Origin of the sequence: Saccharopolyspora cebuensis, assembly GCF_039542665.1 — a bacterium.
GTDB classification, from domain to species: Bacteria; Actinomycetota; Actinomycetes; order Mycobacteriales; family Pseudonocardiaceae; genus Saccharopolyspora; species Saccharopolyspora cebuensis.
Genome location: NZ_BAABII010000016.1, coordinates 408,498 through 432,011, shown reverse-complemented (window position 1 = coordinate 432,011; position 23,514 = coordinate 408,498). Strand labels below are relative to the sequence as shown.

Below are 23,514 nucleotides of genomic sequence, written 5' to 3'. Positions count from 1 at the left end.
AGCAGCGCATCGACACCGACCGCGCCGAAGCCCAGCGCGCCGTCGACCACGCCGCCGAACTGGCCGCCGCGGCCGAACAGGACGCCCAGCAGCGCATCGCCGAGCACACCGCCGCCCGCGACGAGGCCGACCGGCGCGCCGCCCGCGCCGAACACACCGCCGACACCGCCCAGCAGCAGCTCACCGAAACCAAAACCGCGCTGCACCAGGCCCGCCAGGACACCACCGCCGCCCGCGAGGAACTCGCCGCGCTGCGCCGCGAGCACACCGCCGAACTCGACCGGCTCCGCACCGAACACCAGCAGCGGCTGCGGGAGGAACGCGACACCGCCGCCGCGCGGCTGGCCGCCGTCGACGACGCCCGCGAGCAGAGCCGCGCCCGCGCCGAACGCGCCGAAGCCCAGCTCGACGTCCTCACCGACCAGCTCCGCGCCACCCGCACCACCGACCACGGCGACCCGAAACCGGCGTCCCCGTAGGGGCACCCGCGGACGCCGGCCCGATCAGCTGTCCGGGTCCTCCGCCCCGGGCTCGCCGCGCAACCGCTCCAGCCGGGCGGCGATCATCAGCTCGACGGCCTGGCTCAGCGCGAACACCAGCACCGCCAGCAACGCCGCCACCGGCCACGCCGCACCCCGGGGGACCGTCAGGGCGACCAGCACGGCCATGCCCAGGCCCAACGCGACCGACACGATGTCGAACGCCGTGCCCAGCAGCACCACCGCCCGCGGCGCGGCCCCCAGCCGCCGCCGGAACCCGCGGGTGGTCACGGCCTGCAGCAACGTGAACGCCGCGGCGGCCGACATCGCGAACCCGACGATGTCGGCCAGCGACGGCGACCCCACCAGCTGGTTCAGCGCACCGTAGGACGAGGTGATCATGATCGAGAACCCGAACGCCGCGCTGTTGTCGATGACGGCGGTCTGCAACCCCACGTGGGCGCTGCGCCGGACGTGGGACTCACCGCTGCTGCGACCCGCACCCATGCGCCCCACCGTAGGTCCCGCGGCCGCCGCGCCGCCCCCGGACGCACCCGGGCCCGCACCGCGCGCGGCGGTGCGGGCCCGGGTCCAGCCACGCCTCAGATCAAGCCGAGCTCGCGGACCGCGTCGCGCTCCTCGGTGAGCTCCCGCACCGAAGCGTCGATGCGCTCCCGGGAGAACTCGTCGATCTCCAAGCCCTGCACGATCTCGAACCTGCCGTCGCGGGCGGTCACCGGGAACGACGAGATCAGACCCTCCGGCACCCCGTAGGAACCGTCGGACACCACACCCGCCGAAGTCCAGTCACCCTCCGGCGTCCCGTTCACCCAGGTGTGCACGTGATCGATCGCGGCGTTGGCCGCCGACGCCGCCGACGACGCCCCCCGGGCCTCGATGATCGCCGCACCGCGCTTGGCCACCGTCGGGATGAACTCGTCGGCCAGCCAGGACCGCTCCACCTGCTCGGCGGCGACCTTCCCGCCGACCTCGGCGTGGAACAGGTCCGGGTACTGGGTCGCCGAGTGGTTGCCCCAGATCGTGAGCTTGCTGATGTCGGTGACCGACGTCCCCAACTTCTGCGCGAGCTGCGTCAACGCCCGGTTGTGGTCCAGCCGGGTCATCGCGGTGAACCGCTCCGCCGGCACGTCCGGGGCGTGGGACTGGGCGATCAGCGCGTTGGTGTTGGCCGGGTTGCCCACCACCAGCACCCGCACGTCCTCAGCGGCACCGGCGTTGATCGCCTCGCCCTGCGGCTTGAAGATGCCCCCGTTGGCCTGCAGCAGGTCACCGCGCTCCATGCCCTGCGAGCGGGGCCGCGCACCGACGAGCAGACCGACGTTGGTGCCGTCGAAAGCCACCCCGGCGTCATCGGTGATGTCGATGCTCCGCAGCAGCGGGAACGCGCAGTCGTCGAGCTCCATCGCGGTGCCCTCCGCGGCCTTCACGGCCTGCGGGATCTCCAGCAAGCGGAGCTTGATCGGGGTGTCGGGCCCGATGAGCTGACCGGAGGCGATCCGGAACAGCAGCGCGTAGCCGATCTGACCGGCCGCGCCGGTGACGGTCACGGTGACGGGAGCTTGCGTCATGGGATTTCGTTCTCCTGCTCGCCGGGTGAATGCCTGCCCGGGACTCTATCCCCGCCGGTGCGGTGGCGTTGCGGACCCGCCACGGATCACAGTGGACCACCCCCCGGACCGATTCAGCCACGCACCCGGCAGGGGAGAGCACCACCCCCGGCACCCGAGGCCCGGACGCTCACCCGGCGGCGGACACGTGCCCCGCCACCAGGTCCACCAGCAGCGGATGCAGCGCCGCGGGCAACGCATGACCCAACCCCGGCACCGTCACGCACCGCGCCCCCGGGATCAACCCGGCCAGGTGCGCACCGTGCGGCACCGGGTTCACCGGATCCACCGCCCCCTGCACCACCAGCGCCGGCACCGCCACCCGGGCGAGCTCCGCGCCCCGCTCGACGGGCACCGGCACCGCCCGACCATGCGCCGAAGGCTGCCGCGCGGTGCCCGCGTGCTCGATCGCCGCCCGTTCCCACGCCCGGAACCGGGCCGCGTCGAACGGCAGCTCACCACCCGCCAGCACCCGCCACTCCGCCACCCGCCGATCCAACGCGGCTTCGACGTCGGGCACCGGATCAGCGCGGTGCGCCAGCACCGCCACCACCTCCGGCGACGGCACCGGCAACCCGCCCGGCTCCCCGTCGCGGGCCCCGCTCAACGCCGCACCGAAATCCACGTCCAGCGCCGCGGTGAGCATCAGCACCAGCGACCGCACCCGCCCCGGATGGTCCAGCGCCAGCACCTGCCCCAGCGTGCCGCCCATCGACAAGCCCACCACGTGCGCGGCCTCGACACCGTGCCCGTCCAGCACCGCCACCGCATCGGCGGCCAGATCCGCCACCCCGTAAGCCGTGATGTCGAGGTGCGTGGACCGCCCCGTGTCCCGGTGGTCGTAGCGGATCACCCGCAACCCCCGAGCCACCAGCGCCTCGACGAACTCATCCGGCCAACCCAGCGCGTTGGCGTTCGCCCCCATCACCAGCAGCACCACCGGGTCCCCGGGACGACCCCAGCTCTGGCTCCACAGCACCACACCCCAACTGGTGGTCGTCGTACGCTCAGCGATCACCGGTGACCTCCTCCCCCCGCACCCCGAGTACGGGGGAGCGGTACCACCACGATCGCAGCACCCCGCCCCACCGCCCACCGAATTTCCCGCCCGGCACTGCGACCGACCTCTCAGCACCCACCCCACCACCCCGCTGAGCTGCGGCGGCACCCGAACCCGGCCACCCCGCCCGGCACCGGGCCCGCCGAACCGCTTGCGCCACGAGGCACCCTCGCGGTGGGATCGCGGGGTGTTGCGGCGCAAACAGGTGGTGGTCGATTCCACCACGGTGACCTACGTGGACACCCCCGGGTACGAGCAGCGGGTCCGACTCGTCGACGTCCACGGCCCCGACCCGCTGCACGCCCTGCGCACCCACCTGGCCGGCCGGGACCTGCTCGCCCCCGTCGACCTGGCCCGCACCCTCATCGCCCACGGCGCCGAGCTCAGGCGCCACGCCCACGAGATGCGCCGCGACCTCACCACCTCGCCACCACCAGCCGACTGGGCCCGCGAACACCCCGCACCACCCCGGCACGTGGTGCCCTGCGACCGCGACGCCACCGCGCTGCTGCCCGCCTGGCAACGGGCCTTCCCACCCGGCCACCCCGACGGCGCCGACGGCGACGACCAACGCGCCCTCACCGACGTGCTCCGCCCCCTGCTCTCCGGCGTCGTCCTCGGCACCGTCCTCGACAGCAGCGCCCTGGTCGTCGACGCCCGCGACGACGTCATCGCCGGCATCGTCATCAACGACCGCGGCGGCCTGCCGTGGGTGGGGGAGCTGTTCCGCGACCCCGACCACCCCGGCCTCGGCGGGCTGCTGCTGCGCCGCGCCCTGGCCCACCTCGCCGCCGACGGCCACCCCCAAGCCGGCCTCGCCGTCACCGCGGGCAACCCCGCCCAACGCCTCTACGAACGCCTCGGGTTCACCGTCGTCGACACCACCATGACCCTCGCCGTGCCCTGACCCCGCTACACTGCCCACCATGACGTGCGCGCAGCAGGCCTGGTGGCGCTCCCCCTAGGAGCGGCCACCCACCCACGCGCACCACCACCGGGCCGTTCGACACGGACGGCCCGCCCACTCGTCCTCCCGGACACCCCGGTGCCGTCCACCGCCGGCCACCACCGGACCACGGGAGACGACACCATGACCACCACCGCCCAGCAGCGCAGCGCCGACCTCGACACCCGGCTCCGCGCCCACCCCGACCGGTTCCGGGTGCTCACCGGCGACCGGCCCACCGGACGACTGCACCTCGGCCACTACTTCGGCACCCTGCACAACCGCGTCCGGCTGCAACGCCTCGGCGTCCCGCTGCACCTCGTCATCGCCGACTACCAGGTGATCACCGACCGCGACACCGCCGAACACCTCGACGAGCACGTCGAAGAACTCCTCCTCGACTACTACGCCGCCGGCCTCGACCCCGAACGCTGCACCCCGTTCACCCACAGCGCCGTGCCCGCCCTCAACCAGCTCATGCTGCCGCTGCTGAGCCTGGTCTCACTGCCCGAACTGCACCGCAACCCCACCGTCAAGGACGAGATCACCCACTCCCGCCAAGCCTCCGTCAACGGCCTCATGCTCACCTACCCCGTCCACCAAGCCGCCGACATCCTCTTCTGCGGCGCCAACGTCGTCCCCGTCGGCCAGGACCAGCTCCCGCACCTCGAACTCACCCGCACCCTCGCCCGCCGCTTCAACGACCGCTACGCACCCGTGTTCACCGAACCCGAAGCGCTGCTGTCCCCAGCACCCCTAGTGCTGGGCACCGACGGCACCAAGATGAGCAAGAGCCGCGGCAACGCCATCCACCTCGCCGACACCCCCGACCGCACCGCCCAGCTGCTGCGCGGCGCCACCACCGACTCCCAGCGCCACATCACCTACGAACCCGACACCCGCCCCGAGATCGCCAGCCTGCTCCTGCTGGCCTCCCTCTGCACCGGCCAGGACCCGCACCGCATCGCCGAAGACCTCGGCTCCGCGGGCGCCGCCGCCCTCAAGAACACCGTCACCGACGCCGTCAACACCCACCTCGCACCGCTGCGCGCCCGCCGCGCCGAACTCGCCCAGGACCGCACCCACCTCCGGCGCCTCCTGCGCGAAGGCAACGCCCGCGCCCGCGACCACGCCGAGAACACCCTCGACCAGGTCCGCACCGCCATGGGCACCCGCTACTGACCCCGCCCCCAGGTCCGGCACCGACCCGCGGTGCCGGACCCTCACCCGCCCAGGTAGCCCGACCCGCGCGCCGACAACCGCACCCCACCGGCCACCGGCTCCACCAGACCCAGCTCCCGCAACCGCCACAGATCCGACTTCACCCGCGACACCGGCCGCCCCAGCTCACCGGCCAGCTCCGCGGGACGCACCCCCGCCCGGCCCACCAACGCCCCCAGCAGCACCCGCGTCCACGGACCCCGCGGCGCCGACACGTCCCACCGGGCCAACCGGCGATCCAGCTCCGCCCGCTCACCCCGCGACAGCACCACCGGCTCCGCCTCCGCCGCCACCGGCCCCAGGTACGCCACCTCCACCCGGTACACCGGCCCGCTCCCGTGCCGCGCCAACGACGACCGCAACCCCGCAGCCCCCGAAAACCCCGCCCGGCGGGCCTCCTCCTCACCGATCGCCGCCGGATCCACCCGCGTCACCGCACCGACACCCACCACGCCCTCCGGCGTCTCCACCCGCGCACCCGCACGCGCCTGCGGACTGGCCCACCGCCGGAACAGCACCGTGATCCGACCCGCCACCACGTCCCGCAACACCCGACCGCTCAGCAGCACCCCACCACGCTACGACGCCCGGACGGCCGCCCGCGGAGCCGCCGCCCCGCGCCACGACGGGGGAGAGGCGCCACCCGCCCGGCCCATCCGATGATCACCACCTGATCACCACCGGCCACCGCGGCTAGCACCCCCGACACCCCGCACGCGACAATCGGGGCATGCTGCAGGCCTGCCTCAACGGCGCCCGCTCGCCCCGCGAGCACTACCAGCTCCCCGTACGTCCCGAACAACTCGCCCGAGCCGCCGCCGACGCGGTCACCGCGGGCGCCGACGAGATCCACCTGCACCCCAAAGCCCACGACGGCACCGACAGCCTCGACCCCCACCTGGTCGCCGCCGCCCTGCGCACCGTCCGCGCCGCCGTGCCCCGCACCCCCGTCGGCATCACCACCAGCACCTGGAGCACCCCCGACGCCGCCGCCCGCATCCGCGCGCTGCGCGCCTGGACCGCGCTGCCCGACCACGCCACCGTCGACTGGCACGAACCCGGCGCCGCCGACGTCACCGACGCCCTGCTGCGCCGCGGCATCGCCGTGCACGCCGTCGTGCCCTCCGGCACCGACGCCGACGACGCCCTCCTGCGCAGCCCGCTGCGCGACCGCATCACCCGCGTCGTGGCCCGCGTGACCGACCCGACCGGCGGCGCCACCACCACCGCCGCGGCCCTGCGCGACCGGCTCCGCCCGCTCACCGCCCCCGTCCTGCTGCACGGCACCGGACCCGGCGCCTGGACCGTCCTCGCCCTCGCCCGGCGCGGCGGGGGACCGGCGCGCATCGGCCTGGAGGACACCCTCGTCCTGCCCGACGGCCGCATCGCCGACGACACCGCCGCGCTGGTCACCGCCGCGCTCGCGCCGCACCACCACCCCCGGCGCCCCCGGCCCGACACGCCGACGCCTCCCGGTTGATCCGCGCGCCGACCCCCGACACGTGGTAGCGTGAACGCGGGTCGTAAGCCTTTCTGGGATCGTGTCTGTGCATGCTCGCAGGATGTCGCGCGGACATGTTGCTGTCTTTGGTTCTGCTGGAGAAGCCGTTGTCTGAAGGCCCGGGCGCCACGAAGTGTGGTGGTTCGTCAAAATCCAGTTCAAGTAGGAGACAGGTATGGCAGAGGGCACCGTGAAGTGGTTCAACTCCGAGAAGGGCTTCGGCTTCATCGCGCCGAACGACGGCGGACCGGACGTCTTCGTCCACTACTCGGCCATCGACGCGAGCGGCTTCCGCACCCTCGACGAGAACCAGGCGGTGACCTACGAAGTCACCCAGGGCCCGAAGGGACCGCAGGCCTCCGGCGTGCGCGCCCTCTGAGTCCCCGTCCCGGTCGGCCACGGCCGTGAACGGACTTCGCGGTGCCCCCTCCCGCCCCGGCGGGAGGGGGCACCGTCGTCACCGCCCCGGACAGCCCGCCGACTCCGCCAGCAGCTCACCGACCATCCCCGGTCGGCTCCACTGCGGACAATGCCCACCGGGCACCACCACCGACTCCACGTCACCCCAGCGGACCCCCGACGACACCAGCTCCGGCATCCGGTCCGCCGCACCGCGCACGAACGTCATCGGCACCTCCCGCCACGCCGCACCCCGCACCGCCTGCGTCCCGGTCGCCGGGTTGTTCGGCCGCAGCAATCCGATCGCCTCCGCCGCCCGCTCCGGCGCCACGTCGTGGAACAACGCCTCCCGCGCCGATTCCGCGGTGAGCTCCAGCAGCCCGTCCGCCCGCACCCGCACCGCCTCGGACACCCCGGCCGACGGCGCCACCGGCGCCAGATCCGCCACGCTCTCACCCACGTCCGGCACCGCCGCCGCCACGTACACCAGCCGCCGCACCCGCGGATGCGGCCCGGCGGCCGCCTCGCTGATCACCGCCCCGCCGTAGGAATGCCCGCACAGCACCACCGGACCGGGCACCTCGTCCAGCACCTCCCGCACCCGGTCGGCGTCGTCGTGCAGATCACCCGCCGCACCCGAACCGCCCATCCCGCTCGGCAGCTCCACCGGGACCGACCGCACCCCGGCCCGCGCCAACGCCACCACCACGTCCCGCCAGGACCAGGGGCCCAGAAATCCGCCGTGCACCAACACCACCGTCGCCGCCATGCGGACACCCTAAGAACCTCCGGCGCACGCCGGAACGGCCGACACCCGCCCGGAGCAACAGGCCAGGGCAGCCAGGGGAGGGCAGTGGTGCGGCGCGAACCGGTGCTCCCGGGGACGCTGCCGGTGGTCACCGCGGCGGGGAGGAGGGGAGCCGTGGTCAGCGGTGCGGATCGCGCGGTACGGGGGAGGGACCCCGCGGCGGACACCGGACGGCGCGCCGGAACCGCCCCGCGAACATGAACACCACTATGATGGATAACGTTCATTATCCATCATTTGGAGTTGCGGTTCCGGCCGCGCGGGGAGGAGAGCGGGGCGCGATCGCACCACGCAGGGTAGGGAACGGCGGTGAGGAGGTCGAGCTCGTCGAGGTTCGCGTCGTCACCCGGTTCGGCCTCGGAGCGTGACGGGCGCGGCGAAGTGCATGGTCGAGGCGGGACGGCGCAGGAGGTCGGCGAGCGCCAGGACCAGAGCCGGATTTCCCTGCATTTCCGCTGGTGTGATCGTCGGGGAATTCTCCTGACGATCATCTGCTGGGCTGGATGGTCGCACGACAATTCCACCTTCGCACGGGAATGGAACCCGAATGTGGCGTGCTGGTCCGTTCCATCGACGGCGCGGCGAATAGTCCTGGACCGGGAAATGCGTGCCGCTGCGGGATCAACTGGTCCAGCGGACGTCCGGGCGGACTCGTGTGCGCGCCGCGGCTGCCGGTGCCGTGCGCGGGATGCGTCGTCGTGTGCCCGGAGCGGCGCGTCGCGGGCGGGGTCGTGCCGCCGGAGCGGACCGCTTTCCTGGTGTCCGCGCAGCTCAGCGGAGTGCCGATAATGGACATTATGTTAAGTAGTACGTTCGGCGCCCGGCCGGGAGCACTTCCCCACCGGGCGCCGCGTCGTCGGCGAGGCGGCCGGTTCGGGCTGCCCCGCCGACGACTGAGCACGGCGCGTCAGGTGACGACCGCTCCCCGCGCCACGCCGGGCCGGTCCGGCCTGGTGGCCGTCGCGGACTTCACGGGGTGACGATGCCGAATCCGGGATCCGGCTGGTCCAGCACCCCCACCAGCGCCGCCAGCACGCCCGGGTCCCCGGTGTGCCGGATCCCGGCCAGGTCCGGCTCGCGCAGCAGGCCCAGCAGTTGCTGCTTGGTCAGCGACAGGACCAGCCGGGCGTCGGGGTCCGGGACCTCGTCGCTGCGGTAGGTCAGCACGCCGTTGGCCAGCCTCAGGTGCCAGATCCGGTTCTCGTCGGTCACCTCCCAGTCCATGACGAGGGTGAGGTCCCACGCCTCCGGCCCGTTCACCCGGATCGCGATCGAGTCGATGATCTGGTCCACCGTGAGCGCGGCCATCATGCTCGGGCTGGAGCTGGACGGGCCGCCCGGTTTCCGGCCCTCGCGCAGTTCCAGCGCGGCCGTCAGGTAGAAGTTCCGCCACACCGCGTTCTCCGACATCTGGCCGAGCGCGGTGTGGACGTTCGCGAGTTCCCGCTTGGCCTGGTCGTTGTCCGGCTCGGCGAACACGCAGTGGTTGAGCAGGGTGGCCGCGAAGCGCAGGTCGCCCCGCTCGGCGTAGGAGCGGGCCTGCTCGATGCCTGCCGCGGCACCGCCCATCACCTCGACCCAGCGCTGGGCCTGCTCGGCGGGCGGGTGTTCCCACAGGTGCGCCGGGTTCCCGTCGAACCAGCCCATGTAGCGCTGGTAGATGCCCTTGACGTTGTGGCTGAGCGAGCCGTAGTAGCCGCGGTTGGCCCATTCCTGGTCCAGCGCCGGGGGCAGCACCAGGGTCTCGGCGATCTCCGCGGGGGTGTGGCCCTGGTTGATCAGCCGCAGGGTCTGGTCGTGCAGGTAGGCGTACAGGTCGCGCTGGCGCCCCACCAACCCGGTGATCTCGTCGGCGCCCCAGGTCGGCCAGTGGTGGCTGCCGAAGGCGACCTCGGCTCGGCCGCCGAACAGCGTGATGGTCTCGGTGAGGTAGTGCGACCACTGCCGGGCGTCGCGGACCTGGGCGCCCCGCAAGGTGATGATGTTGTGCATGGTGTGGTTCAGGTTCTCCGCCACGCACAGGGCCTTCAGGTCCGGGAAGTAGAAGTTCATCTCCGCGGGCGCTTCCCCGCCCGGGGTCATCTGGAACTCGATGGTGATCCCGTCGATGGTCCGGCGCTCACCGGTCTTGGCGATGACCTCGGTCGGTGGCACGAGCGTGGTCGTCCCGGTCGCGACCGCCTGGCCGAGTCCGCAGCCGATCTGCCCTTCCGGGGAGCGTTCGAGCGGGGCGCCGTACATGTAGGCGGCGCGGCGGCTCATCGCGGTGCCGGCGTAGACGTTCTCGGCGACCGCGTGCTCCATGAACCCCTCGGGTGCGAGGACCGGCGCGCCGTCCGGTGGCAGGATTCCGCCGGTACCGCCGAAGTGGTCGACGTGCGAATGGGTGTAGATGACGCCGGTGATGGGCCGGTCGCCGCGGTGCTTGCGGTAGAGCCCGAGCGCCGCCGCGGCGGTCTCGGAACTGGTGAGCGTGTCGATGACGAGCACGCCGGTGTCGCCCTCGACGAGGGTCATGTTCGCGAGGTCGAGCCCGCGGACCTGGTAGATGCGGTCGGTGACCTGGTACAGGCCTTGCTTGGCGGCGAGCTGGCCCTGCCGCCACAGGCTCGGGTCGGCGGTGTCGGGGGCTTCGCCGGACAGGAACGAGTACGCGTCGGCGTCGTAGACCACGGTGCCGTCCCGGCCGGTGACCTTGCCGGGTTCGAGGCGGCCGAGGAACCCGCGGTCGGCGTTGGCGAAGTCCACGCGGTCAGCGTACGGGAGTGCGGACGTGTCGACCGGTGGTCGGCCGCGGTAGGCCGTCGCGGTGGGCCGGGAACCCGGTCCGGTGGGCGTGCAGGCCGTGGTCGTGACGGCGGCGGCCGCCACTGCCGCGCCGGCTACGAACTGCCGCCTGTTGATCGGTTGCACTTCGGCTCCTCTGCTGCTGTTCGGGTCCTCTCCCCTTCCACTTGTCCCAGCGGGACCCTATTAATTCAAGTGTTTTATACGACATTGACGGCCTTGTTCCGGGTGCGCGAGGATGGCCGGGTGGATACTCGTGCGGAATTGCTGCTCGCCGCGGAACGCCTGTTCGCCGAGCACGGCATCGACGGCGTCTCGCTCCGGCAGGTCGCCGCCGGGGCGGGGCAGCGCAACGTGGCCGCCACGCACTACCACTTCGGGGACAAGCACAAGCTGATCACCGCGATCTTCACGCACCGGCTCGCCGACATCGACCAGCGCCGCGACGAGCTGTTCGACATCGCGCGCGCCCGCGGCCGGGACCGGGATCCGTGGCACCTCGCCGCCGTGCTGGCCCGCCCGTTCGCGGAGCAGGCCGCGCGGCCGGGCAGCCACTACGCGCGGTTCGTCGCCAGGCTCTACGACCACGTCGGGCGGACCGTGGCCGAATTGCCGGGCTACGGTCTGGTGGGCAGCGCGGTGCCGGTGATCGCGCGTCTCGAGGAGCTGCTGACCGAGCAGGTGTCCGTCGAGGTCGCCCGGTTCCGGCTCGAGTTGGGCGCACGGTTGCTCATCACCGGTGCCGCTGATCTCGAAGCGCACGCCCGGAGCAGCGCGGACGGTCTGGACGAGCAGCGGCTGACCTGGCTGATCGACGCGATCGCCGGGGTGCTGACCGCACCCGGGGCCGCGGTGGGAGCACCGTAGGGCGCCGCCGCTCCCCCGTCCTCCCGCGCTGATTCCCGGTTTGAGCGCCCTGGTGCCGTACCGTCGGGTGCACGTGCAGCCGTGCTGGAGGGAGCGCGCGTGGAACAGGTGCGTGCCGTCGCGTTCGACGTGCTGGAGACGCTGCTGGACCTGGGGCCGATGCGGTCGCGGCTGGCCGCGGTCGGTCAGCCGCCCGAGCTGCTGCAACCCTGGTTCCTGCGGCTGCAGCGCGACGCGATGGCCCTGACCCTGGCCGGTGATGTCGCGGAGTTCGGTGCCGTGGCGCGGCAGGCGCTGCGCACGGAGACCCGGCACACCGCCGCGGAGGACGAGCTGGACCACGTGCTGTCGGGTTTCGGGGAGCTGCCCGCGCACCCGGACGCCGAACCGGCGCTGCGGCGGCTCACCGAGGCCGGGATGCCGGTGGGATGCCTGACGGTCGGCGACCCGGAGGTGACGGCGCGGTTCCTGGCCGGTGCGGGGCTGGACGGCTACGTCGGGCCGGTGATCACCGCGGGCGAGGCCGGCGTGTGGAAGCCTTCCCCCGGCCTGTACCGCACGGCGGCGCAGCGCCTGGGTGTGCCGCTGGGCGGGCTGGCGGTGGTGGCCGTGCACGCGTGGGACTGCCACGGCGCGAAGCGGGCCGGCTGCGCGGCCGGGTGGTGCTCGCGGTTGGAGGGCCGCTACGGCGCGGTGTTCGCCCCGCCGGACGTGGTGGGTGATGACCTGGTGCGGGTGGTCGAGGGGTTGCTCGGGGGCTGACGTCCCAGGCGGGCCGCGTCGGAGCGGTTGTCACTCCTTCGGGGTGGGGGTGCTGGGTGGGCGGCGTGTGCGCTCGGCCGGATGCGGGTTTGATGGGGGCGGTAACCGACCGCGTTCGCTGGGTGGCGAGTGATGACCGATCCTGAGGGCGGTGCCGCACCGTCCGACCGCGAGGCGCTGTCGCGCAGTCGTGCGGCGCTGCGCGAGCACAGCGGTGAGGGCACGGTCGCGATCGTGTCGCTGGACGTCGGCGGTCGCGTGGTGACGTGGAACGCCGAGGCCGAGCGGCTGCAGGGCTACACCGGTGAGGAGATCATCGGCAGGCACTTCTCGGTGTTCTACCCGCCGGAGGAGGCTTCGGAAGGTTTCCCGGACGCGGAGCTCACGCGGACCGCCGAGATCGGGGTGCACATCGACGAGGGTTGGCGGGTGCGCCGGGACGGGACGCGGTTCTGGGCCTACACGGTGCTCGCCGCCCAGCAGGGCGAGTCCGGTGACCTGCGGGGTTTCATCAAGGTGATCCGCGACGAGACCGAGACCCACGCCCGTCACCAGCGGTCGTACCAGCGGTTCACCGATCTGTTCGGGTTGGCCCCGGTCGGGGTGGCGTTCTTCGACGAGGCCGATCGGGTGCGGGAGTGCAACGACGCGTTGTGCGGGCTGCTGGGGCGGTCCCGGGCCGAGCTGCTGGGGGCGCGGGGGTTGGAGCTGCTGCACCCGGACGACCAGGAGTTCGGGTTGACCGCACCTCGGGCCCGGAAGGAGGCCGGGGGCGGCGCTGGTCAGCGGGTGCTGGCGCGCTCCGACGGGCAGCGGGTGGTGTGCGAGGTGCGCAGTGCGCTGTCGGTGCAGGACGACGGGAGCCGGTTCTGGCTGGTGGTGTTCCAGGACGTCACCGAACGCATCCGCCGCACCGAGGAGCTGCGGTACCAGGTGACCCACGATCCCCTGACCGGGTTGCCGAACCGGCAGGGTGTCGCGGAGCTGCTGGCGTCCTCGTCGGAGCGGATGGGGTTGCTGCTGTGCGACATCGACAACTTCAAGCGGGTCAACGATTCGCTGGGGCACGCCGCCGGGGATGAGCTGATCGTGCAGGCCGGGCGGCGGCTGGCGGCGGCGTTGCCGGAGGGCTGCGCGGTGGCGCGGTTGTCGGGTGACGAGTTCCTGGTGGTGCTCGAGGACGTGGAGTCGGTGGAGTCGCTGCGGTGGTGCGCCGATCACGTCGCGCGGGTGCTGCGGATGGTCTCGCCGATCCGGGAGCACTTGGTGCGGGTGACGGCGTCGGTGGGGGCGGCGATGTTCCCCTCCGGGGAGATGACCGGGGAGGATCTGCTGCGCTTCGCCGATGCGGCGGTGTTCCGCGCCAAGCGGTCGGGCACGGGGCAGGTGGCGCTGGCCGATCCGGCGATGGCGACGCGGGCGGCGCAGCAGGTGCGGATGGAGGGTGAGCTCGCCGAGGCGCTGCGCACCGACGGGCTGGAGCTGTACTACCAGCCGGTGGTGGACGCGCAGCGCAGGATCGTCACCGCCGAGGCGTTGCTGCGCTGGCCGCATCCGGAGTTCGGGCTGCTGGGCCCGGATGTGGTGCTGACGACCGCGGAGCAGGGCGACCTGCTGCGGGAGGTGGACCTGTGGGTGCTGCGGACGGCGCTGCGGGAAGCCGCGGACTGGCCGCGGGTGCATGGTCGGGACGTGCGGGTCGCGTTGAACCTGAGTGCGAAGATCACCACCGAGCTGGCGTTCCTGGAGACCATCGGCGAGACGCTGACCGGGTGCCGGATCGATGCGCGGCGGGTGGTGCTGGAGGTGACCGAGACTTCGTTGGTCGACGTGTCGACGGTGGCGCGGGAGGGCATGGGCCGGTTGATCGAGCGGGGGGCGACGTTCGCGGTGGACGACTTCGGGACGGGCTATTCGTCGTTGGCGCGGCTGAAGGACCTGCCCGCCGGGATCATCAAGCTGGACCGGCAGTTCGTGTCGGGGTTGGAGCATGAGGAGGCCGATCGGGCGATCGTGCGTTCGGCGATCGACTTGGCGCACGCCACCGGGCGCAGTTGCGTGGCCGAGGGCGTGGAGACCGCGGCGCAGTTCGAGCTGCTGACGGCGATGGGCGCCGATACGTTCCAGGGCTGGTTGTTCGCGCGGGCGATGCCGGTGGCGAAGTTGCGGGAGCTGCTGGCGGTGGGGTCGCTGCCGCTACCCTGAACGCCTGACCGCTCGTGATCGGAGAAGGTGGTGGGGTGCCGCAGGACCGGCGTTTCGTGGTGATCACCGGTGGTCCCGGGTCGGGCAAGAGCACGCTGATCGAGGCGCTGGCGCAGCGGGGGTACGCGCGGACCCCGGAGGCGGGCCGCGGGGTGATCGTCGATCAGGTCGGCATCGGGGGTTCCGGGGTGCCGTGGCGGGACGAGGTGCTGTTCGCGGAGCTGATGCTGAGTTGGGAGCTGCGGTCCTACCGGTGGGCGCAGTCGTGCCCGGGCGTGGTGTTCTTCGATCGCGGGATGCCGGATCTGGTGGGGTTCTTGCGCGTGCGGGGCCGTGAGGTGCCCGCGCACGTCGATGCGGCGGCGCGCGGGTTCGGTTATCGGCGGGAGGTGTTCCTGGCTCCGTTCTGGCCGGAGATCTACGGCGTGGACGCCGAGCGCGGCCAGTCCCCGGAGGAGGCCGAGGCGACCTTTCACGCCATGGTGGACGCCTACACCGAGTACGGGTACCGGCTGTTGGTGTTGCCGAAGTCGAGCGTGGCCGAGCGGGTCGACTTCGTCCTCGACGCGCTGCGCTGAGCCGCAACGCGGCGTCGCCCGTCTCCCAGGACGAGCCACCCATCTTTTCGTCACCGTGATGGAAGTGATCAAGGGTGACGGGTGTCTTGATCCGGTTCTTCTGCGGGTCCGGAGGTGCTCGTGGCGGCGGCGACGAGATGCGCCGGGTCGCGGGTGACCGACAGCGCGACGTGGTCGTAGAGCTGGGTGATCGCCGCCGAGGAATGCCCGAGCGCGTCCCGGCGGTCCTCCAGCGCTGCTCCCCGCTCCCGGGCGATGGTGTTGAACGTGTGCCGCATCGAGTGCGGCGTGATCCGCTTCGGGGTCGGGACGCCGGCTTCGGCCGCGATCCGCTGCACCAGCCGGTACACCTGGTGCCGGTTCACCGGAGCACCGCCCAGGGTCAGGATCAGCGCCTCGGCGTCCGAGGCGGGCCGCACCGCCAGGTAGGCGTCGAACGCGGGCGCCAGCGGCGCGGGCACCGGCCGGGTCCGGACCTTGCCGCCCTTCATCCGCACGGTGAGCACCCGCATCCCGTCGCGCTGCCCGAGGTCGGACAGCCGCGCCTGGCACACTTCGGAGACCCGCAGCCCGAGCCCGATGAGCAGACCGACGACCACCGCGGCGGCCTCCGCGCCGAGGGTGCGGTGCCCGCGCTGCCCGGTGGCGCTGACCATCGCCGCGGCCTGCTGCTGGGACACGCTCGCCGTCGGTGAGTGGCCCCGGTCGTAGCGGGGCCGGGCCGCGTCGCGGGCCGGGTTGGCGTCGAGGACCCCGGCGCGGACCAGGAACGTGTACCAGCTCGACACCGCCGCGAGCTTGCGGGCCCGCGTCGAGGCCGCCAGCACCCGGCCCGTGCGCGGGTGCGGTACCGACGCCAGCTCGGTGGCGTACATCTGCACTTCCGGCAGCCGCAGCGCCAGCGGGTCCAGCGCCCGCCGCGTGCACCAGGCCAGGTACTCCCGCAGGTCCCGGGCGTAGGCGGCGCGCGTGTCGGCCGACTCGGCGTAAGACCCCAGCCACGCCGACACCAGCGCCCCCACGGTGTGCCCGGTCCGCCCCGTCGCCGCCAGCAATTCCGTTTGCGGCCGCAGCGGCACCGTCTCCCCCGCCCCGGCGGTGTCGATCTCCATGCGCCCACCTTAGCGCACATAAGCGTGATTATGCACGCACCCCTACGCGGGGATCGTCGGACCTGCCTTATCGTTTCGTTTTCATCGAAACGTTTTGTCACTACCGTCAACGTAATCGACCGGGAATTGGGCAGGGGCTCGGTGCGGACACGACGGTCGCGGTGCTCGACGACGAGGACACCGTCGCCCAGATCGGCTGCTGGTTCGCGCGCCGGTGGGGTTCGTCGGCGGCCGCGACGGTCAACGCGCGTCTGGACGCGCTGCGCTCGGCCGCTGGATGGTGGCACCAGCAGGGCTGGATCAACGGCGACCCGACCCGACGAATCCGCGGACTCCGGATTACACTCGCGCGGTCGACGAGACCCTGATCGAAGATCTAGTGACTCGGCCGAATCTGCCGCTTCGCGAACGCACGCTGTGGCGGATGCTGTACGAGACAGCCGCCCGCGCCGAGGAGATCCTCGCGCTGGACGTCGATGAGCTCGATCTGCGCAACCGGCGCGCGGCCGATGTGATCGTGTGGCGCACCGCCACCGCCCGGCTGCTGCCCCGCCTGCTTGACGGCCGACGCCGCGGACCGGTGTTCCTCACCGATCGACGCGCTCGCGTCGAGCTGCCGCCAGCGGCTCTGGATCCGGACTCCGGGGCGCGCGCGGTTGTCCTACCGGCGCGCGGCCGATTCGTTCGAGCAGACCACCGCGAAGCTTTCCGGCGGGCCGTGGACGCTGCACCAGCTCAGGCATTCTGCGTTGACCCATGCCGCCGAAACCGGCGCGAACACCTCGACACAGCTGGCGTTCTCCGGGCACACCTCGGTCGCGTCGCTGGCGAAATACGCGCGGGTATCGCCGCAGGCTCTCGCCCGGTGGCAGCAAGCCCGGGATCCGGCCGCCCGGAGGCCGTGAAACGCCCCAGACTTCGATACAGAAGGCAAAACGTTGTCCGCTGTGCGAAAGCTACCGAAACGCCTAACTGTGTGAGCGGATCATTGGCACAGCTTTCCGGTATGACTTCTGGGTGTGGTCTACGACGCCTGGTCATCTTCCTCTCTCGAGCGCGCACTTCCGTCGAGTACGGCGGTCCCGTCTGAATGGGCTCGGCTCAAGTGATCCCGCAGTCGAGCGTGACGGAATTGGTACACGCCGCCGGTCTTACGCAACACACCTCGCCGGTGGGCGTCATTAAGGAAGCGCATGATCGGCCACGGCAACTGTCCTGTCAGGGGCAATAGGAAACGCGCGATCGACCATGGCCCCCACACCGTGATCAGTAGCAGCCATACGAGCATCCCGCCTGCGGCTGTGGCGAGCCATGCGATGGGCAGGAAGAATGGCCCAAAGGCCTCGGTGACCGACGGGACGAAGGTTGCTTCGAATACACTGCGGAAGATCAACCAGGCCAGCAGGCTGCCCAGACCACCGACCGTCGCTCCTTGGAACAGGGTTGTGCGGCGGTCGAGGTCAAGTAGTTCGCGGGGACTGTTGATGTCGGTCAGTTCCACGGGCACGGAGAGACTACGCACGATGATCACTACGAGCCACAGCCCGATCCCTATCATGGCACCGGCGCCGATACCGAGCAGAGCCACGGCTAGCGCGCCGGTCATGACGGCACCCACGGTGCCGAAGGTCAGTCCGCCGCTGGTGCACAACCCCAGCCACACGATCGCCTTCCACCGTCCAGGACCAAGTTCAGAAAGAATCCGCCGGTAAACAACTGTCCAGCGTTGCCGGATCCGTAGCCGCATTCGCAGTGGCGATGGCCGTAGTCCTCGGCCGAGACCAACCATGATCCCGAGTACTGCAGAAAACACTGCTCCGAATGCGAATCCGACCGCCAGGAAAAGCTCCATCGACGGCATTTCCATGGCTGCGAACGTCCCGACCGACCACCACATTGATACGACCACGGCCCAACTGGGCAGAAGGAAAGCAATCCCGGCGACCGTACCGACGGCCGAGCGCGGTAGCGCGAGCACGAGCCGCCACCATGCCAGGTCGTAGGTTCGCTGGTGCGCGAGATGCCGAGCCAGGAACTGGAACTGCCGCTGGATCCTTTTCACATCGGGGGGCGACTCTCGCCTGCCTGTGGCCGTTTCGTGCGACTGACCTCCGTAGGCTGCAGGAATGAAACCAGCGAGCAGCTGGTCCTCCAGGAGTGCGCAGCGCTCCGGCATGGTCAGCTCGTGTGGTGTCTCCAATAGTCTCTGCGGGTCAGCGTTGGTCTCGCTGAAAATAGTCCTCGCCAACGACACCATCAGCGGTGTGCGGAAAACCGTGGCCACAACGCGTCCTGCGTCGTCGGTTTCGTCGCGGATGCGGTCGATCACCGGGTGCCATTTGGTCCGGGTCCATTCCAAGTGGCGTTTACGCACCGTTAATGGGAGATATGCGGCGACATCGTCGAGATCAAGATCGCACAGCTGAATGGCCGCGGCGGCGGTGATGACGTCGCTGGATTCCACGGCGTCGGCGTACTCCTGCGGGCGGCTGGTCACGATCAGCCGTAGACGCGGCCCAAGCGCAGCATTGATCGCCTTCATTGCGGTTGCCTGCTTACCTTTGGCTATCTCGTCGAAACCGTCCAGAATAGGCAGCACCCGTCCAGCCGACAGCAGTTGTTCAGCGATGGACCTTCTGCCGGGTTCGCCGACGGCCAAGGCAGGGAATTCAGTGTGCAGGTAGGACAGTAACCAGGTGCGCAAGGACTCCACCCCAGGATCCCAAGAGCTAAGCGGGAAAATGACGGGTATCGGTTCTGTCTCAGCCCGAGGGCGCCGATCAAGAACGGTCACAGCGAGCCGCGAAGCCATGAGAGTCTTTCCTGATCCGGCTTTGCCTAGAATCACCAGGCGGCCAGACGGGATTCGCTGGAAAACGTCGATCAGTTCGTCGATTCCGTAACCGGTTAGCGGCACCTGGTCGATGTTGCCGAGTGATCCGTTGATGCTCTGCCAATGATCGAAAAGGTGTTCTGGTGCGCCGGTCCAGCGGATACCGAGCGGGAACGGGTCGTGCACTTTCCGGATCCGTTCCTCTTCCTCGCAGTCTCTGTGGATGTGGGCGGCGACATTCGCCAAGAGGTCGTCCAGTGTTTCTGTGCTGGCAGCGGTGCGTTGCTGCTTATTCTGCCGAATAGCAACGACTGTCGAGACGACTGTTGCGAGCAGGCTGGCGAGTCCAACGAACATGCTCACGACACTGCCCAGCTGATCGTTATGCTCCAAGTTTCCGCTCATCACACGCAGGATCAGCCACGCCACCACGCCAACGAACACCGTGCTGGAGAGGACTGCGGTGACGATCGCCCACGGAATACGACTACGAGACCGTGACATACTCGACCTCAATGCCGAAGCGCTGTTTCTTGCCGTACAGACCGAGGCTGCTTCTGTTGTGCGCGCACGGAATGTCTGTATCCGAACCCACCATGGCGGTCCTTCCCGTGACCTACCCTCGATGGTCGGGAAATCTAGCAGGCGCCGAAGCCGGATACAGCAACTTGACGGACTCGCGGCAGGTCTCTGGTATGTTCAGGTCCCCTTGTAATCGGTCCAGCGCGGTGTACGCCAGTAGAGCCACCCTATGGAAGTTGCTGGAGGCCGCCTACCGGGCCACCGTGCCCGAGGCCCACCGGGACGGTCTTTCCCGCCGGAGCCCTGATCGAGGCGCGCAGTCGGCGCTGCAGCATGCCCAAGCGTTGCTGCGGGCCCCCGTGGTCGCTAGCCACGAGCAGGGCATAACCTGGCAGCAGATCGGCGACCACCTCGGCATCAGCCGCCAGTCCGCGCACGAGCGATTCGGCCCAGCCGCCACCGAGGCCCGCCGCGCCCTGCCCGAGCACCTGCAGGCCCGCACCGCTGCCCCCGACGCCCGAACCGGGTCCAGCGGGCCGATCGTCGACACCGCCTGGCTCCGGTGCCCCTCGGAAACTTCCAACAGCTCGTCCAGCGCCGCACGCTGATCGTCGTCGAGCAGACCGTGCAGGGTCTCCCACAGACGCTGATTCGCCGCGACGCCACCAGCCGAACCAGCGTCGACACACCCGGCAGCAGCACCTTCCGCTCACGCAGCCACGCCAGGGCGGTGTCGAACAGCGCCTTCGGCCCGTCACCGGTGGTCCACGCGCGGTCTTCGACCCATGTGCCGAGCTCGTCCTCAACGGCCCGAGAGCTCCTGCCAGTGCTCGACTCGGCGGGTCTCCCACCGGTGCTCCAGTTTCGTCATCGCGCGCTCGCCATAGGCTGCGACCTGCTCATCGGACAAGAACTGAACCGACAACGCGTGTGCCTCCGCAGCTTTATGCCGCCCACCGTGGCGGAACTGCGGCGTACCTCAGCAAGCAGCAGCGAAAACGCCAGGTCAGGGTTTAGCGCCAGTTTCCGTTCCGATGTTCCTCGGCCTCTGGTCGTTGGACACTGGCCGGTGAAGACCGGCGCCGGCGCGACGGCAGGAACGCGACGGTGGCGCGTGGTTGCCCGTCTCCGGAGCGCGGCGCTGCTCACGTGAAGGCGGTGACGCCTTCGTAGTGGGCCCGGGGTGCTTGGCCTGCTGCTGCGTATTCGAGGAGCAGCAGGCCGTTGGGCGTCGCGTCGTGGCGGACCAGGCGGAGACCGGACGCGCCACCCGCGCCGGTCAGGAGGCGTCGGCCGGTGCGGAGCACCGTGGGCGCGACCGCGAGGCGGAGCGTGTCGATCAGACCCGCCGACAACAGCGCGTCGCCGAGGCGAGCGCTGCCGTGGATCTGGAGTTCCCGTCCCGGTCGTGCCTTGAGTTCGGCGACCGTCCGGACCGGGTCGCCGGTGAGCACGGTCGTGGGGTGCCAGGTCCCCTCGGTGCGGGTGTTCGTCACGACGTACTTCGGCAGCGCGTTCATCCGCTCGGTGAAGGGATCGGCCGGATCGGTGATCTCCGGCCAGTCGCGCGCGAACGCCTCGTAGGTGCGCCTGCCGAGCAGCAGGCCGTCCGCGAGGTCGAGCCATTCGGAGGTGCGCCGGACGAAGGTCTCGTCGAGGTAGGGCACGAGCCAGCCGCCGCGGGTGAACCCGTCGGTGGTGTCCTCGTCCGGCGAACCCGGTCCCTGGCTGACGCCGTCGAGCGTGACGAACTCCGTGAGGGCGATCTTCATCGTGCCGCCTTCTCCACGAACGTGGCCAGCTGATCCGCGACCGTGCCCCAGCCCTCGGCGAAGCCGAGCTTGTCGTGCAGGGCGCGGGCGTGCGGGTCGGCGTGGCGGACGACGAGCCGGTAATCCGTGCCATCCGGGTGCTCGCCGAAGGTGATCGTGGCGGTCATCGCGACCGGGGCGGGGTTCGCCGGACGCCACGAGCTGTCGACCGCGTTGGTGAACACGATCCGTTCGAGTTCGTCGACGACGAGGAAGCACGCGTCCAGGTGCGGGACGAACTCGGCCCCGTCGTCGCTCATCCGCGTCACGAACGCCCCGCCGGGCCGGGCGTCGAGGCGGTCCACCTGGCAGCGGGTCGGCGCCGGGATCCACCACTGCGCGAGCCGGGCCGGGTCGGTCCAGGCGCTCCACACGGTGGCGCGCGGGGCGCGGATGATCCGCTCCAGGCCGAGGTCGAGATCGGGGTTCACGGCGTGCTCTCCTCCGGGGCGGTGACGAACTGTTCGAGGCGGTCGGTGCGCTCCTCCCAGGTGCGGCGCTGCTCGGCGAGCCAGTCGTCGACGAGGGCGAGCCGCTCGCGGTCGAGCACGCAGGTGCGCACCCGGCCGGACTTGACCGTGCGGATGAGCCCGTTCGCTTCGAGCGTCCGCACGTGCTTCATGAACGAGGGGAGGGTCATCGGGAATTCGCGCGCGAGTTCGCCGACGCTCGCCGACCCGCGCCCGAGGCGCCGGACGACGGCGCGCCTGGTCGGGTCGGCGAGCGCGACGAACACGCCGTCCAACTGCGACGAACACTGTGCCATTGGGCTAAGTATCACTTGATCCTGATGCTGAGCGCAAGGGCTAAGCTTTCCCATCCGGACGGCTTTCCCGTCGGTCCCGCCGGGGCTGAGCCAGCAGCCGACTATCCGTACCGAGCCGACCATTGATCGCCTGCTGCGGGATCGGGACGAGGCCGCCGAGGCGCAGAACGCACGGGCTACCGTGCTCGGTGGCTCAGGTCAGGCCCGCGGGCGGAGCTGAGATCATCTCGGTGCCGGGCCGAGCCGCTGGGCAGCGTGCTGAGCTGGCGTGAACGGTGGTCCGCTGCCGGAAGCGTATGGCCTGTTTCCCGGCTGGGTAGACCTGCGGGTGACGGTGGGGGGCGCGCAGCCCTGCCCGCCGTCGGCTGCATCCGCGTTGAGGAGGAGAGCGGCGACGATGAAGGGCAAGGCCTTGCAGGAAGCGGCGCAGCCGGCGACCACGCTGTACTCCTTCGAACCCGGCTGGGAGGCGTGCCGGGTGCACGAGAAGTGGTTCCTGCTGATGACCGAGGGCCCGCGGCATTCCCGGGTGCGCGACGCCGGGGTCGTGGCCGGTCAGCCGGTCGTGATCGTCAAGGCCGATCCCAGCGACGCGGCAACGCTGCGGGAGGCGTACGCGGACATCACCGCCGGTTACCACATGAACAAGAAGCACTGGATCACGCTCGCTCCCGGCGACTCGATCGACACGAAGCTGGTCGAGGAGCTGGTGACCGACTCCTACCGCCTCGTGCTCGGCACGCTGCCCCGCTCCCGTCGGCCCGTCGCCCCGGAGGTGGTCGGTGCCTGACCGCGACCCGCCCGCCGGGGCCCTGACCGGCCAGGCGCTGCAGCACCTCGCCCGCAGCGCGGCCGCTGGACTGCCCGGCGTCACCCGCGGGCGGCCCTTCGTCGACAAGCTCGACGTCCACAAGGTGGCGGGCAAAGTCTTCCTGATCGTCACCGACGACCCGGACGAACGGATCATCACCGTCAAGTCCGAGCCCGAGCAGGCGCGAACGCTGCGGCACAGCTACCCCTCGATCGTCGCGGGCCGCTACCTCAACAAGGACCACTGGATCTCCGTGGGCGCCGGCCGCGGCATCACCGCGGAATTCGTCGAGGACTGCGTGACCGGCTCCTACGACCTCGTCCTGGACACCGTGCCGCACCGACGCAGACCCCGGGGAGCGAACCCGTAGTCGGCACGGCACGTCGACCGAACAACGGCACGGGCCCGCCCGGCGGCT

At 71.0% G+C, this 23,514-nt stretch carries 25 protein-coding genes and 1 pseudogene; 14 read left to right on the top strand and 12 right to left on the bottom strand.

What is annotated here, in order from left to right; genetic code table 11:
• Positions 1-479: hypothetical protein (locus ABD976_RS22235; protein ID WP_425570119.1), on the top strand; the 479-nt coding region annotated here is incomplete at its 5' end.
• Positions 480-503: 24 nt separating this feature from the next.
• Here the strand turns inward: ABD976_RS22235 and ABD976_RS22230 are convergent.
• From ABD976_RS22230 to ABD976_RS22220, 3 genes are all read right to left on the bottom strand, one after another.
• The gene (locus tag ABD976_RS22230; protein ID WP_345366290.1) at positions 504-986 is read right to left on the bottom strand and encodes a hypothetical protein; all 483 of its coding nucleotides are present in this window, start codon (positions 984-986) and stop codon (positions 504-506) included.
• A 95-nt stretch (positions 987-1,081) separates the two neighbouring features.
• Complete coding sequence (locus ABD976_RS22225) at positions 1,082-2,068, bottom strand: malate dehydrogenase (RefSeq protein ID WP_345366288.1); 987 nt, start codon at positions 2,066-2,068, stop codon at positions 1,082-1,084.
• Between the two features lie 169 nt (positions 2,069-2,237).
• A complete protein-coding gene (locus ABD976_RS22220; RefSeq protein ID WP_345366286.1) occupies positions 2,238-3,125 on the bottom strand; it encodes an alpha/beta fold hydrolase in 888 nt (295 codons plus the stop codon).
• Between the two features lie 229 nt (positions 3,126-3,354).
• Between ABD976_RS22220 and ABD976_RS22215 the strand changes: the two genes are divergently transcribed.
• Both ABD976_RS22215 and trpS read left to right on the top strand, forming a co-directional pair.
• Positions 3,355-4,074, top strand: a complete 720-nt coding sequence (locus tag ABD976_RS22215) for a GNAT family N-acetyltransferase (RefSeq protein ID WP_345366284.1) — start codon at positions 3,355-3,357, stop codon at positions 4,072-4,074.
• Between the two features lie 183 nt (positions 4,075-4,257).
• Positions 4,258-5,295 (top strand): tryptophan--tRNA ligase, encoded by a 1,038-nt coding sequence (gene trpS, locus ABD976_RS22210; RefSeq protein ID WP_345366282.1) that lies wholly within the window; start codon positions 4,258-4,260, stop codon positions 5,293-5,295.
• Positions 5,296-5,336: 41 nt separating this feature from the next.
• On the opposite strand, the gene ABD976_RS22205 is transcribed toward trpS, so the two are convergent.
• The gene (locus ABD976_RS22205; RefSeq protein WP_345366280.1) at positions 5,337-5,903 is read right to left on the bottom strand and encodes an ASCH domain-containing protein; all 567 of its coding nucleotides are present in this window, start codon (positions 5,901-5,903) and stop codon (positions 5,337-5,339) included.
• 161 nt (positions 5,904-6,064) lie between these two features.
• Here ABD976_RS22205 and ABD976_RS22200 point away from each other — a divergent pair, with 161 nt between their 5' ends.
• On the top strand, positions 6,065-6,814 hold the full coding sequence (locus tag ABD976_RS22200) for a 3-keto-5-aminohexanoate cleavage protein (RefSeq protein ID WP_345366278.1): 750 nt from the start codon (positions 6,065-6,067) through the stop codon (positions 6,812-6,814).
• Positions 6,815-7,010: 196 nt separating this feature from the next.
• Positions 7,011-7,214 carry a cold-shock protein gene (locus ABD976_RS22195; RefSeq protein WP_345366276.1) on the top strand — a complete coding sequence of 68 codons (204 nt, stop codon included), beginning with the start codon at positions 7,011-7,013 and terminating at the stop codon, positions 7,212-7,214.
• 78 nt (positions 7,215-7,292) lie between these two features.
• Here the strand turns inward: ABD976_RS22195 and ABD976_RS22190 are convergent, their stop codons facing one another.
• Together ABD976_RS22190 and ABD976_RS22185 are read right to left on the bottom strand one after the other, a co-directional pair.
• The gene (locus ABD976_RS22190; RefSeq protein WP_345366274.1) at positions 7,293-8,003 is read right to left on the bottom strand and encodes an alpha/beta fold hydrolase; all 711 of its coding nucleotides are present in this window, start codon (positions 8,001-8,003) and stop codon (positions 7,293-7,295) included.
• A gap of 1,008 nt (positions 8,004-9,011) precedes the next feature.
• On the bottom strand, positions 9,012-10,790 hold the full coding sequence (locus tag ABD976_RS22185) for an alkyl/aryl-sulfatase (protein ID WP_345366272.1): 1,779 nt from the start codon (positions 10,788-10,790) through the stop codon (positions 9,012-9,014).
• A 285-nt stretch (positions 10,791-11,075) separates the two neighbouring features.
• On the opposite strand from ABD976_RS22185, the gene ABD976_RS22180 reads away from it, so the two are divergent.
• From ABD976_RS22180 to ABD976_RS22165, 4 genes are all read left to right on the top strand, one after another.
• Complete coding sequence (locus ABD976_RS22180) at positions 11,076-11,696, top strand: TetR family transcriptional regulator (protein ID WP_345366270.1); 621 nt, start codon at positions 11,076-11,078, stop codon at positions 11,694-11,696.
• Between the two features lie 99 nt (positions 11,697-11,795).
• Entirely contained in the window at positions 11,796-12,458 is a 663-nt protein-coding gene (locus ABD976_RS22175; protein WP_345366268.1) for an HAD family hydrolase, read from the top strand.
• Between the two features lie 132 nt (positions 12,459-12,590).
• Positions 12,591-14,663 (top strand): putative bifunctional diguanylate cyclase/phosphodiesterase, encoded by a 2,073-nt coding sequence (locus tag ABD976_RS22170; protein WP_345366266.1) that lies wholly within the window; start codon positions 12,591-12,593, stop codon positions 14,661-14,663.
• Between the two features lie 35 nt (positions 14,664-14,698).
• A complete protein-coding gene (locus ABD976_RS22165) occupies positions 14,699-15,241 on the top strand; it encodes an AAA family ATPase (RefSeq protein ID WP_345366264.1) in 543 nt (180 codons plus the stop codon).
• A gap of 68 nt (positions 15,242-15,309) precedes the next feature.
• On the opposite strand, the gene ABD976_RS22160 is transcribed toward ABD976_RS22165, so the two are convergent.
• Positions 15,310-16,353: a tyrosine-type recombinase/integrase gene (locus ABD976_RS22160; RefSeq protein WP_345366262.1), complete on the bottom strand. Its 1,044-nt coding sequence runs from the start codon at positions 16,351-16,353 to the stop codon at positions 15,310-15,312.
• 161 nt (positions 16,354-16,514) lie between these two features.
• On the opposite strand from ABD976_RS22160, the gene ABD976_RS22155 reads away from it, so the two are divergent.
• The gene (locus ABD976_RS22155; protein WP_345366260.1) at positions 16,515-16,721 is read left to right on the top strand and encodes a hypothetical protein; all 207 of its coding nucleotides are present in this window, start codon (positions 16,515-16,517) and stop codon (positions 16,719-16,721) included.
• A 189-nt stretch (positions 16,722-16,910) separates the two neighbouring features.
• On the top strand, positions 16,911-17,258 hold the full coding sequence (locus tag ABD976_RS22150; RefSeq protein WP_345366258.1) for a tyrosine-type recombinase/integrase: 348 nt from the start codon (positions 16,911-16,913) through the stop codon (positions 17,256-17,258).
• Between the two features lie 119 nt (positions 17,259-17,377).
• On the opposite strand, the gene ABD976_RS22145 is transcribed toward ABD976_RS22150, so the two are convergent.
• Positions 17,378-19,630, bottom strand: coding sequence for an NACHT domain-containing protein (locus ABD976_RS22145; RefSeq protein WP_345366256.1), 2,253 nt, complete (start codon positions 19,628-19,630; stop codon positions 17,378-17,380).
• A 314-nt stretch (positions 19,631-19,944) separates the two neighbouring features.
• On the opposite strand from ABD976_RS22145, the gene ABD976_RS22140 reads away from it, so the two are divergent.
• On the top strand, positions 19,945-20,316 hold the full coding sequence (locus ABD976_RS22140) for a hypothetical protein (RefSeq protein ID WP_345366254.1): 372 nt from the start codon (positions 19,945-19,947) through the stop codon (positions 20,314-20,316).
• Positions 20,317-20,377: 61 nt separating this feature from the next.
• On the opposite strand, the pseudogene ABD976_RS29645 reads toward ABD976_RS22140, so the two are convergent.
• The 4 genes and pseudogenes from ABD976_RS29645 to ABD976_RS22125 form a co-directional block, all read right to left on the bottom strand.
• Positions 20,378-20,506 (bottom strand): annotated as a pseudogene (locus ABD976_RS29645) (DUF4158 domain-containing protein); the annotation flags it as partial.
• Between the two features lie 347 nt (positions 20,507-20,853).
• Positions 20,854-21,480 carry a dihydrofolate reductase family protein gene (locus tag ABD976_RS22135; protein ID WP_345366252.1) on the bottom strand — a complete coding sequence of 209 codons (627 nt, stop codon included), beginning with the start codon at positions 21,478-21,480 and terminating at the stop codon, positions 20,854-20,856.
• Complete coding sequence (locus ABD976_RS22130) at positions 21,477-21,950, bottom strand: SRPBCC domain-containing protein (RefSeq protein WP_345366250.1); 474 nt, start codon at positions 21,948-21,950, stop codon at positions 21,477-21,479. The genes ABD976_RS22135 and ABD976_RS22130 overlap by 4 nt, the downstream gene beginning before the upstream one ends.
• On the bottom strand, positions 21,947-22,285 hold the full coding sequence (locus ABD976_RS22125; protein ID WP_345366248.1) for an ArsR/SmtB family transcription factor: 339 nt from the start codon (positions 22,283-22,285) through the stop codon (positions 21,947-21,949). The genes ABD976_RS22130 and ABD976_RS22125 overlap by 4 nt, the downstream gene beginning before the upstream one ends.
• A 397-nt stretch (positions 22,286-22,682) precedes the next feature.
• Here ABD976_RS22125 and ABD976_RS22120 point away from each other — a divergent pair, with 397 nt between their 5' ends.
• Entirely contained in the window at positions 22,683-23,075 is a 393-nt protein-coding gene (locus ABD976_RS22120) for an MmcQ/YjbR family DNA-binding protein (RefSeq protein ID WP_345366246.1), read from the top strand.
• Positions 23,068-23,466 carry an MmcQ/YjbR family DNA-binding protein gene (locus ABD976_RS22115; protein ID WP_345366244.1) on the top strand — a complete coding sequence of 133 codons (399 nt, stop codon included), beginning with the start codon at positions 23,068-23,070 and terminating at the stop codon, positions 23,464-23,466. The genes ABD976_RS22120 and ABD976_RS22115 overlap by 8 nt, the downstream gene beginning before the upstream one ends.
• Positions 23,467-23,514 lie beyond the last annotated feature (48 nt).